This window comes from Anabaena sp. CA = ATCC 33047 (genome assembly GCF_963870205.1).
GTDB lineage: Bacteria > Cyanobacteriota > Cyanobacteriia > Cyanobacteriales > Nostocaceae > Trichormus.
In genome coordinates, this window is the sequence record NZ_CAWMSA010000020.1 from 70,428 (window position 1) to 81,012 (window position 10,585).

At 41.0% G+C, this 10,585-nt stretch carries 10 protein-coding genes; 6 read left to right on the top strand and 4 right to left on the bottom strand.

Annotation, left to right across the window (positions count from 1 at the left end):
* The 3 genes from AACS98_RS05385 (at window position 1) to AACS98_RS05395 (ending at window position 2,098) form a co-directional block, all read left to right on the top strand.
* Window positions 1-1,077, top strand: coding sequence for a glucose-1-phosphate thymidylyltransferase (locus tag AACS98_RS05385; RefSeq protein WP_066377103.1), 1,077 nt, complete (start codon window positions 1-3; stop codon window positions 1,075-1,077).
* Between the two features lie 158 nt (window positions 1,078-1,235).
* Window positions 1,236-1,631 carry a hypothetical protein gene (locus AACS98_RS05390; RefSeq protein WP_066377104.1) on the top strand — a complete coding sequence of 132 codons (396 nt, stop codon included), beginning with the start codon at window positions 1,236-1,238 and terminating at the stop codon, window positions 1,629-1,631.
* Complete coding sequence (locus tag AACS98_RS05395; RefSeq protein ID WP_066377106.1) at window positions 1,628-2,098, top strand: nucleic acid-binding protein; 471 nt, start codon at window positions 1,628-1,630, stop codon at window positions 2,096-2,098. The genes AACS98_RS05390 and AACS98_RS05395 overlap by 4 nt, the downstream gene beginning before the upstream one ends.
* Before the next feature lie 256 nt (window positions 2,099-2,354).
* Here the strand turns inward: AACS98_RS05395 and pyk are convergent, their stop codons facing one another.
* Entirely contained in the window at window positions 2,355-4,124 is a 1,770-nt protein-coding gene (pyk, locus tag AACS98_RS05400) for a pyruvate kinase (protein WP_066377108.1), read from the bottom strand.
* Between the two features lie 366 nt (window positions 4,125-4,490).
* On the opposite strand from pyk, the gene crtR reads away from it, so the two are divergent.
* The 3 genes from crtR to AACS98_RS05415 are packed head-to-tail and all read left to right on the top strand — an operon-like array spanning window position 4,491 to window position 7,978.
* Window positions 4,491-5,381 carry a beta-carotene hydroxylase gene (crtR, locus tag AACS98_RS05405; protein ID WP_066377111.1) on the top strand — a complete coding sequence of 297 codons (891 nt, stop codon included), beginning with the start codon at window positions 4,491-4,493 and terminating at the stop codon, window positions 5,379-5,381.
* 22 nt (window positions 5,382-5,403) lie between these two features.
* Window positions 5,404-5,994, top strand: coding sequence for a Crp/Fnr family transcriptional regulator (locus AACS98_RS05410; RefSeq protein WP_066377112.1), 591 nt, complete (start codon window positions 5,404-5,406; stop codon window positions 5,992-5,994).
* Between the two features lie 46 nt (window positions 5,995-6,040).
* Entirely contained in the window at window positions 6,041-7,978 is a 1,938-nt protein-coding gene (locus AACS98_RS05415) for an MFS transporter (protein WP_084386876.1), read from the top strand.
* A gap of 34 nt (window positions 7,979-8,012) precedes the next feature.
* Here the strand turns inward: AACS98_RS05415 and aroH are convergent, their stop codons facing one another.
* From aroH to AACS98_RS05430, 3 genes are all read right to left on the bottom strand, one after another.
* Window positions 8,013-8,414, bottom strand: a complete 402-nt coding sequence (gene aroH / locus AACS98_RS05420; protein ID WP_197480145.1) for a chorismate mutase — start codon at window positions 8,412-8,414, stop codon at window positions 8,013-8,015.
* Between the two features lie 178 nt (window positions 8,415-8,592).
* Complete coding sequence (sppA, locus tag AACS98_RS05425; RefSeq protein WP_066377114.1) at window positions 8,593-9,414, bottom strand: signal peptide peptidase SppA; 822 nt, start codon at window positions 9,412-9,414, stop codon at window positions 8,593-8,595.
* A gap of 514 nt (window positions 9,415-9,928) precedes the next feature.
* Window positions 9,929-10,225 carry a hypothetical protein gene (locus AACS98_RS05430; RefSeq protein WP_066377280.1) on the bottom strand — a complete coding sequence of 99 codons (297 nt, stop codon included), beginning with the start codon at window positions 10,223-10,225 and terminating at the stop codon, window positions 9,929-9,931.
* Window positions 10,226-10,585: the final 360 nt, after the last annotated feature.

Below are 10,585 nucleotides of genomic sequence, written 5' to 3' on the forward strand. Positions count from 1 at the left end.
ATGAAAGCACTAATTCTTTCCGGTGGTAAAGGTACACGTCTACGTCCACTCACTTATACAGGTGCAAAACAACTTGTCCCAGTTGCCAACAAACCAATTTTATGGTATGGAATTGAAGAAATGGTTGCGGCTGGTATCACTGATATTGGTATTATCATCAGCCCAGAAACAGGGAAAGAAGTACAAACAAAAACCGGAGATGGCCAGCGTTTTGGAGCTAAAATCACCTATATTTTACAAGACCATCCAGCCGGACTTGCTCATGCTATCAAAGTCGCCCGTCCTTTTTTAGCCGATTCACCCTTTATTATGTATCTGGGTGATAACCTGATTCAACAAGGGGATTTAAAAAACTTTCTGCAACAATTTACCAAACAACAACCAGATGCTTTAATTCTTTTGCATGAGGTTGTCAATCCTACCGCCTTTGGTGTAGCTAAGGTGGATGATGTAGGGCGAGTATTACAATTAATTGAAAAGCCCAAAGTTCCACCATCAAATTTAGCATTGGTGGGTGTTTATTTTTTTTCTGCCATTATTCATGATGCGATTTCTCAAATTCAGCCCTCAAAAAGAGGCGAGTTAGAAATTACTGATGCTATTCAATGTTTAATAGATCAGCAAAAACAAGTTTTAGCCTGTCATCTAAATGGGTGGTGGTTAGACACTGGTAAAAAAGATGATTTACTAGAAGCTAACCGGATAATTCTTGATACCTATTTAACAACATCTAATGTAGGCGAAGTTGATGGCAAAAGTCAGATAATTGGACGAGTTCAACTTGGTGTTAATTCTAAGATTATTAATTGTACAATTCGCGGGCCAGTAGTTATTGGCAGCAATTGTTATTTAGAAAATTGCTTCATTGGCCCTTATAGTAGCATTGCTGATAATACCACGCTGATCGATACAGATTTAGAACACAGCGTCATTTTAGAAGGTGCGAAAATTGTCGGAATTAATCAGCGTATTATTGATAGCGTCATTGGTCAACGCGCACAATTAACTATTGCTCCCCGTCGTCCTAAAGCCTTACGATTTTTGATTGGTGATGATTGTCAAATTGAACTGACATAATTTATTGCTAATTGTCACAGAATATTCTGCATAATCTGGGCGGGAGATAGTCAAAAATGGTAGGCTAAATTTAACTTGAGTTTCTGCTAACTGTCAAATTCCCCATTGCCAGATTTATGAGCGTGTAAATTTTGAAAATAAAGCGGATTAATCACAACATGAATACATCAATAGAACTACCTAGTGGCAAAATTTTAAATGTTGCTCGGTTTATTGCTCTGCTTCCAGCTAGCGACAGTGACAATAGTAGTTATCAACTGATTTTAGAAGGATATCCTCACCCTATTAATTTGGAATTATCTGATGCTCAGAGTTTGAAAAAATTTCTGGAATTAGAGAAAGACAACACAGATAGCACAAATCAATCAGGATGGGATAGAGAAAAGCAATTGCTGAAAAACCAACGAGCTATGGAACTTTTAGCAAAACTTATTGAACAGAATAAAAATATGTCTGATACTGAATCATTACAGCGACAAAAATTTTTTGAAGAATTCAAAAAGACTGTTGATGAACAAAGACTTCCGGGACAAAAATTATATTCAGAGTCATGATAGTTTTTATTGATTCAGGCGTGCTGGGAATTCTAACTAATCCTCACAAAACTGGTGAAGTATTTGATTGTGAAGAATGGCTTTATAGATTACTTTCTCGCGGAATTTATGTTTGTTCTTCTGAATTGTGTGATTACGAGATTAGAAGAAGTTTAATATTAACATCTCTCAAGCAGACTCAACCGCCCAGCATTCAAAGCTTAGATGAACTTCGAGAAATTATTTCTTTCCTACCAGTCACATCAGAATTATTGAAAAAAGCATCAAGTCTTTGGGCTGACGCTCGCATTCAAGGTGTCCCGACAGCAGATAATAAAAGTCTTGATATTGATATTATTATTTGTAGTCAGTGGCAAATGTTGAAAGAAGAATTTCCGGCTCGTTATATTGTAATTGCTACTACCAATGTCAAGCACTTAAGTCGCTTTGCTGAAGCTAAAATATGGAGAAATATTACAATTAATTAAACTGAAATTTTCAATAAAATAATTATGGAAAATGTGTTTTAACTGTTGTTAACAACTACAAAATCTGACATTTTGCACTATTCTCAATCAGCGTCAGGTGGGCATTGCTAAAAACGTAAAGCTGAGGATTTGAGCGCATCTCAAGCAATGCCCACCCTACAAAAATTGTGATTAAGCAACAGCCATAATGTGAGATAATTCAAAATCCAAAATTATTTTTGATAATTTTGGATTTTGCATTTTGCATTTTGAATTTTTATGGTGTTCCCACTGCGCCAGAGTAAACTATACCCCGTTGCAAATCCATAGTTATAATTGCGCCATCACGAATTAGTTCTGTAGCTTTCTTCACACCCACAATTACGGGTACACCTAGACGTAACCCAATTACAGCACCGTGACTGGTTAAACTTTCATCTTCTGTAATAATTCCGCCGGCTTTGCGAATCGCATCTACATATTCAGCACCAGTGTGAGCAGCGACTAAAATATCACCAGGGCTAAAGTTACTGGTATCTAAACCTGTGTGAGCTACTCTAGCACGACCACTGACTGAACCTTGTCCGAGTCCAATACCTTGACCGAGTATTGCTGTTACTACCTCAACTTTAATTAAATCGGTTGAGCCGGAAACGCCTTGCAGTGTACCAGCTGTCATCACTACCAAATCACCCTCAAACAACAATTTATGCTCCTGCGCCACATTAATTGCAGCTTGGAAGGTTTGACCAGTGGAAGGTAATTCTAAGACTAATAATGGCTTAACTCCCCAGACCATCTGTAGCTGTCGGGCGACATTAACGTGGGGTGTAACGGCTAAAATGGGTGTGTGAGGACGGAATTTTGAGACGTTGCGAGCTGTTGCCCCGGTTTGGGTGAGTGTCATAATTGCGGCTGCTCCCAATTGTTCGGCAATTTGACCGACAGCTTGGCTAATGGCGTTGGGGATAGAGCGACGATTATCTCGTACTTGCCGTAATTTGGCAGCGTTGTCTTCTTCCTGCTCGATGCGTTCGGCAATTCTGGCCATTGTCGCCACCGCTTCCACTGGGTAGCTACCTACAGCCGTTTCATTAGAAAGCATTACCGCATCTGTGCCATCTAAAATGGCGTTGGCTACGTCTGAGACTTCCGCACGGGTGGGACGGGGGTTACTCACCATGCTGTCTAGCATTTGGGTAGCGGTGATGATGGGAATTCCCAAGCGGTTGGCTGTAGCAATTAACCGCTTTTGCAGTACGGGTACATCTTCGGCTGGTAGTTCTACACCTAAGTCACCTCTGGCTACCATTACGCCATCACATAAAGCTAGAACTGCTTCCATTTGTTCAATAGCTTCATGTTTTTCAATTTTGGCAATGACTGGGACTTGTTTCCCGGTGCTGGAAATTAATTCTTTAATTTCGATGATGTCTTGGGGGTTACGCACAAAGGATAATGCTACCCAGTCTACACCCTGGTCTAGACCAAACATTAAATCCTCGCGGTCTTTGTCGGTCATGGCTTTGATGGAAAGGTAAACCCCAGGGAAGTTTACACCTTTGTTGTTAGATAATTTACCTGCAACTGTGACACGACAATGTAAATCACCTTTTTCACGGTTGATAGCCTCTACCATCATTTCTACTCGACCATCATCGAGGAGAATTTTCGCGCCTACGGGGACTTCTTCTGCTAAATAATCGTAGGTGACACAGCTTATTTCTTGAGTACCGACAACTGGGCGATTTGTCAAGGTGAAGCGATCGCCTTTCGCTAAGACTATAGACCCGTTTTCAAACTTTCCCAAGCGAATTTTTGGCCCTTGCAAGTCTTGGAGAATTGCCACTGGCTGATTTAGTTCAAAGGCAGTTTGCCGAATTAAGCGAATATTACGCTGATGGTCGGCATGAGAGCCGTGGGAGAAGTTGAGCCGCAGCGTTGTTGCACCCGCTTCAATAATTGCTTTTAGCATTTCTGGGCTGCTAGTGGCGGGGCCTATTGTTGCGACAATTTTTGTCCGGCGTACAGAATCTCTTAATTGCATAGGGGCTGATTCAAGGGAGCTATTTAGTGAGTCATAGTAAATTGAGGAGCGTTTGATTTTCAGTCACTGCTATATCCGTGACTTAAACGACGCTAGAGGTGGCGGAACTGTGACACAGAGTAGATATCGTACACCAATCTGGGTTACATCCTTCCTCACTGAGAAATTTTTACATCAAGATTATTCCTGATGCGGATAGCACACCCTAATCAGCAAATGATCAAGTCTTGTCTGGAATGATAGCGTTATTCATCTAATACTAGACAAAGTTTGTAGATAAATCTTGCTCAACAAAACCTTACAAAACTTTATTATTTACTAATCTTTGTCGTATATTCGTAATGTTTGAACAAAAAGGAGATAGTAATGCTCACATTGGAGGCACAGCAGCCGCTAAAAGTCCCACCGAAGGAATTTTTAGAGCCTCCTGGTGATTTTAACCCCACAATGCTGTTATTTCTGTCAGCTGTGGTCATGTTGGTGTTGTCTAACTTTGGTTATTGGCTTTGGCAATGGCCTCATTGGTTATGCTTTAGCATTAACACCCTAGCATTGCATTGTGCGGGGACAGTGATTCATGATGCTTGTCATAAGTCTGCCCACCGCAACCGGGTAATTAATGCGATGTTAGGACATGGTAGTGCGTTGATATTGGCTTTTGCGTTTCCTGTGTTTACGCGGGTGCATTTGCAGCATCATGGCCATGTTAACCACCCTAAAGACGACCCTGATCATTATGTCTCCACTGGTGGGCCTCTCTGGCTAATTGCTGTGCGGTTTTTGTATCACGAAGTCTTTTTCTTTCAACGGCAACTGTGGCGTAAGTATGAATTACTAGAGTGGTTTATCAGCCGCTTGATTGTAGTCTCAATTGTGTATATTTCCGTTCAGTACCACTTTTTAGGCTATATTCTCAATTTTTGGTTTATCCCGGCTTTTATTGTGGGGATAGCATTGGGGTTATTTTTTGATTATCTCCCTCATCGTCCGTTTGTGGAGCGCGATCGCTGGAAAAATGCCCGTGTCTACCCTGGAAAACTCCTCAACATCCTGATTATGGGGCAGAATTATCATCTAATTCATCATTTGTGGCCTTCTATTCCCTGGTACAATTACCAGCCAGCTTATTATGTGATGAAACCGTTGTTAGATGAGAAAGGCTGTTATCAAACTTCAGGTTTGTTGCAGAAAAAAGACTTTTTTGAGTTTGTTTATGACATCTTTTTAGGAATTCGATTTCATCATCATCAGGAATAGAATTCTCGAAAGATTAAACTCTATGTTTAGTTCTGCATATCTCCAACTTAGTAAGGTTTTGCAAAATCTGGTTGAGATTCCAACCGATGAAATTGCAAAATTATCTCGTGTCTTTCAACCACTAACTTTAAAGAATGGAGATTTTTTGATGCGGGCGGGTGAAATTCCCTCCCAAATTGGTTTTGTGGTTTCAGGTATTTTACGCCTCTACTATGTGAATTCAGCCGGGACTGAATTCACAAAATCCTTTTGTCCAGAAAATCATTTTGTTACTGCCTACAGTGCGCTAGTTTTAAACCAACCTGCCAAATTTTTTATTGAAGCTTTAGAAGACTCTTTATTGTTAGTTGTAGATTATAGTCAGTACGTGCAATTATGTGCAGTTCATTCATGCTGGCAAACTATTAATCATAAATTGGTTGAGGCGTTGTTTATTAAGAAGGAGAAACGGGAGGCGGAGTTACTTCTTGATGACGCTACCACACGATATCAAAACTTTTTGAAAGAGTACCCCAATTTAGAAAATAGAGTTAAGCAATATCATATTGCGTCTTATCTGGGAATTTCACCTGTGTCTCTCAGTCGCATTCGCAAAAATCTTCAGCAAAATTAACATAAGTTAATGACTTCACCATTGTTTCAGATTACATCTAAACAAGATGTTATCAAATGCTTACCGCTCTCAACTGGCAATGGTGAAGACAACATTACATCCTTTTATCCTTTACACAGGCTTTTTAGCATTTTTGGGCTTCGGAGTCCTAAATCCGATTATGCCGACTTTGGTGGGGCTTTATGGTGGCACAGCGTGGGAAGTTGGGCTGCTATATGCCGCATACTCACTAGCCCAATTTTTGACGCTGCCAGGAATTGGCTGTCTTAGTGATGTCTATGGGCGGCGATTTATGATGCTGGTGAGCCTTTTCGGGGCTAGTTTGGGATATTTTATCTTTGGGAGTGGCGGCGCATTAGCGGTACTGTTTGCGGGATGGCTGATGGTGGGGCTAACTGATGGTACTGCTAGCATAGTGTTTGCTGCGATCGCAGATTCTACCACCCATCAACAGCGCACTCGTGCTTTTTCCTGGGTGAGTGCGATGATAGCCCTGGGGTTGATTGTCGGCCCGGTTGTGAGTGGGGTAATGTCTGGGATTCATCCTAGTTTACCTGTGTATGTTGTGGCGATCGCCTTTTTTGTGGCTTTGGTGTGGGGCTATTTCGCCATGCCAGAAACTTTACCACCAGCCCAGGGTTCTCCCAAACCTAGCTTTGCTCAGTTAAATCCTTTCACGCAATTGCAAGCCTGTCTCGCACTGCCGCATCTGCGCTGGCTGATGTTAAGCTTTTTGATTGTCAATATGGCGATGTTTGTGCTCATTTCTAACTTACCTGCTTTAGCAAATGAGCAATTTAATTGGCAAGCATCACAAATTGCCCCGTTATTTGCCCTATTTGGTGTAATTAGTGTTTTCGATCAAGCAATTATTATTCCGTGGTTATTGCCCAGATGGGGCGAAGTCCGCATGGCATTTTATGGTGCGTTAATCACCGGATTAGCTTTTACTTTGTCTGGCGTATTCGCAATCACTGGCTCAGTGATGGTTCTCTATATCAGTATTGTACTTGTAGGAATTGGACAGCCTTTAGCAGAAACTTCCTTAATTGGATTGATGTCCAAAAGCGTTGGGGAAAAAACTCAAGGGCGAATCAACAGCAATATTCAGACAGTACAAGCTTTAGCTAGAATGATTGCCCCATTGTTAGCTGGTTGGTTATATCAAAACATTAGCCCATCTACACCTTATTGGTTCAGTGCTGCCCAAATCCTTGTAGCTGCTGTTGCTGTCAAGTGTTCAGTGAAGAAATTTACAATGTCAACCCAAGGTAATACAGTTTTAATTACTGGCGGTTCATCAGGAATTGGTTTAGCACTGGCGCGAAAGTTTCTGCAAGAAAACAATACAGTGATTATTACTGGACGTAATCCCCAAAAATTAGCTGATGTTAAGAAAATATTCCCTGAAATAATCACTGAAGTTGCTGATTTAAATGATTTCAAGGCTTTGCAAAAGCTAGTTAATTTCTACCCAAATGTAAATATTTTGATTAATAATGCAGGGATTCAATACAACTATGAATTTATTAATCCAGAGATAAAATTAGAGTTAATTGAGACAGAATTACGCACTAATTTAATTGCTCCATTGCAATTGATTAAATTGATGTTACCCCATTTGCTGACAAAAAAAGAAGCGGCTATTGTTAATGTTTCCTCTGGTTTAGGATTAGTTCCTAAACAAAGTGCGCCTGTCTACTGCGGTAGTAAAGCGGGAATACATATTGCTACAAAAGCCTTGCGCTGGCAATTGGAAAGCACATCTATTAAAGTGTTTGAAATTATTGCGCCTTTAGTGGATACACCGATGACTCAAGGACGGGGTAAAGGGAAAATCTCACCTGATGCGTTGGTAGATGAATTCTGGGATAATTTTACAAGCGATCGCTATGAGATGCGAATCGGTAAAACTAAACTGTTGTTTTTCCTCCAGCGATCGCTTCCCCAAGTAGCTGAGAAAATTATCCGCCCTGGAATTTAGCAAAATCGGGCGGAAGCTAGTTTTTCTAACCGAGTTAAACTTTTGACTCTACTGCTTGCGGTGGGGCTTGTAACGCCTGGGGTAAACTCCAATCAGGACGTAGTTTCTTAGCTTCGCGCAAGTAAATATGATAAACGGGGGTAGAGACTGGTAGATAGGCGTGGATTAAAAACCGGATGCAACGCTGTAAACTACCCTCAACGTGCATTTGCTGCACATCTAGCATAGCTACATTATCCCAACCGGGGCGAGGTCTGGCGATCGCCGCCGGAAAAATCGCATCTAAATCTCGCGTCACAGAAAAAGTAACACTAATCATGTCCCGTGGGTGGAGTTGATTTCGTCTTTCCAGTTCGTCTAGTAGTTCTGTCACCGCTTCTCGCATCGCTTCTACTGTGTTCTCAGAAACTGTTGTTGCTCCACGAATCGCTTGCATTCGCCACTCCACGCCAAAATCCTCCTGAATTAGTTATTAGTCATTAGTCATTAGTCATTAGTCATTAGTCATTAGTCATTAGTCATTAGTTATTCTTCTTGTCTCCCTCATCTCCCTCATCTCCCTCATCCCCCTCATCCCCCTCATTCCCCCAATCCCCACTTCCCTATTTTCTGCGCTACGGTCTATATAACCATAACGGTAAACCACTGGTAGACATTTCAAATTCCAGCCAGTCAACTCCTGCGCCTAGTTTAGAAGAAACTTGACGACTCCCTGGTAAAATCCGACTTAATAGGGGTTTACGTTCTTCTAAGGTATAACAGGGGGTTTTCTCAGGATCAAGTCCAACTAACTCTGCTGTCCAACGTCGGGCATCTTCTTCCGTTCCCAAGCGGTCTACAATACCCAATTCTAAAGCTTGTTGCCCAGTGAAAATCCGTCCATCAGCAAAACTTTTCACTTTTTCTACTGCTAAAGACCGCCCCTCGGCTACAGTTTGAACAAACTGCTGATAACTGGTGTCAATCAACTCTTGTAAGATGTGTTGTTCTGGCTCGGTTAATTCCCGATCAAATGCCAAAATATCTTTGTAAGGGCCTGACTTAATTACCTTGAAGGAAACACCAATTTTTTCTAACAGGCGTTCTAAGTTATTCCCACGCAGAATTACACCTATGCTACCCGTGATAGTTCCGGGGTTAGCCATGATGTGTTCCGCACCCATACCAATGTAAACGCCACCAGACGCGGAAATATTGCCAAAACTGGCAACAATTTTGATTTTTTGGCGTAAACGCTTGAGCGCACTGTAGATTTCTTGCGAATCGCCAACAGTACCTCCAGGGCTATCAATGCGTAGCAGTAAAGCGGGAAATTTCTTTTCCTCAATCGTCTTTAAGGCTTCTAATACCCGTTTGCGCGTAGCACTAGCGATCGCACCTGTAATTTCAATTCGTGCAATTTGTTTCCGAAACTTGGACTTGAAAGGCCAAACCATGAGCAACTAAAAAACCTAGTAATAATTTCAATATAAATGGTATAGCGGCAAAATAACCCAACTAGGGCGAGTTCTGTGAGCATCGCTAGTGCTGATTTCTAAGTAAAAATACTAATTTATCGCCTTAGCACTTCTCTTTTCAGCAGTACCATTCAGAATTTTAATGAAATTTTTCTGGTTGGCGTAGATGTTTGTTTGCTATTCTCGTTGCATAGCAATTGAATTTGATCCCTGACAACTTAAACCAGCAACAAAGACATTCCTTGTCAATAGACATAGGTTTGTTTCCTGGATGCCAGCATGAAAAATTTTAGCTGTACTCAGGCAAGGTAGTAAATATATAGATTTTAGTAATTTAATGACTTTTTAATTGATGCTTTTTTATAAACTTAATTAATACTCACCGATTAACTCCAATACTTACTGCTGTCAGGAATTACAAACACTCTAGTTTTGAGAATGCTTGGCATTTTGGTATGTAGTTGCTCAACATCTGGCGATCGCAATTCTCTCACTAGGAATCAAGACGCAAAATTTGGTAACGGTAGTAAACGTAAGTATCAAACAGCCCACCCACAAAACCACAAGTGAGGCTAATTACCAAAATCCCATTCAAACTAGAGCCATTACCAAAAATAGATAAAAAAGTCAAGATACCAGAGGCACATAATTCAGCCAACTCTTGCAGAAGGGGAATATAGCCACTGACACCCAAAAATAGCAATACGCCACCGATGAACACGAAAGGAGTCACGAAACTAAAAATAACCGAAAGCATCAACGAGCGAAGATAGTTAGTAAAGGTAGACATTTCCGACATCCTCTAAAATCAAGTCAAAAATAGCCAATCAGCTATCCGTTCTCTTCTACAATACGAGCGATCGCCCCCCAAAGGTCAATCTGTCAAAAATCTTAAGTTTTCATTAAAAAACACAGTGACCGGGTACACTCAGTGCATTAGCTTCAAGAAACATAATATTTTCTAAAACCCTTATTAAATCAAGCTTATATTTTAAAATATCGGTAATTTACAACTTTTAACCTGTTTATGCAAAGCAATGTTATCTGAGAAAAACATTAAGCTAAATTAAGATTCCCCAGAGAGTAAGCTTCCAGAGCAGGGGGAGCAGGGGGAGCAGGGGAGGCAGGGGAGGCAGGGGAGGCAGGGGAG

Excerpts from the sequence above, each read along its gene's own strand:
- AACS98_RS05430 (WP_066377280.1), bottom strand. The coding sequence starts at position 10,225 with ATGTCTACCTTTACTAACTATCTTCGCTCGTTGATGCTTTCGGTTATT.
- pyk (WP_066377108.1), bottom strand. The coding sequence starts at position 4,124 with ATGCAATTAAGAGATTCTGTACGCCGGACAAAAATTGTCGCAACAATA.
- crtR (WP_066377111.1), top strand. The coding sequence starts at position 4,491 with ATGCTCACATTGGAGGCACAGCAGCCGCTAAAAGTCCCACCGAAGGAA.
- AACS98_RS05395 (WP_066377106.1), top strand. The coding sequence starts at position 1,628 with ATGATAGTTTTTATTGATTCAGGCGTGCTGGGAATTCTAACTAATCCT.
- AACS98_RS05410 (WP_066377112.1), top strand. The coding sequence starts at position 5,404 with ATGTTTAGTTCTGCATATCTCCAACTTAGTAAGGTTTTGCAAAATCTG.
- AACS98_RS05390 (WP_066377104.1), top strand. The coding sequence starts at position 1,236 with ATGAATACATCAATAGAACTACCTAGTGGCAAAATTTTAAATGTTGCT.
- AACS98_RS05385 (WP_066377103.1), top strand. The coding sequence starts at position 1 with ATGAAAGCACTAATTCTTTCCGGTGGTAAAGGTACACGTCTACGTCCA.
- sppA (WP_066377114.1), bottom strand. The coding sequence starts at position 9,414 with ATGGTTTGGCCTTTCAAGTCCAAGTTTCGGAAACAAATTGCACGAATT.
- aroH (WP_197480145.1), bottom strand. The coding sequence starts at position 8,414 with ATGCAAGCGATTCGTGGAGCAACAACAGTTTCTGAGAACACAGTAGAA.
- AACS98_RS05415 (WP_084386876.1), top strand. The coding sequence starts at position 6,041 with ATGTTATCAAATGCTTACCGCTCTCAACTGGCAATGGTGAAGACAACA.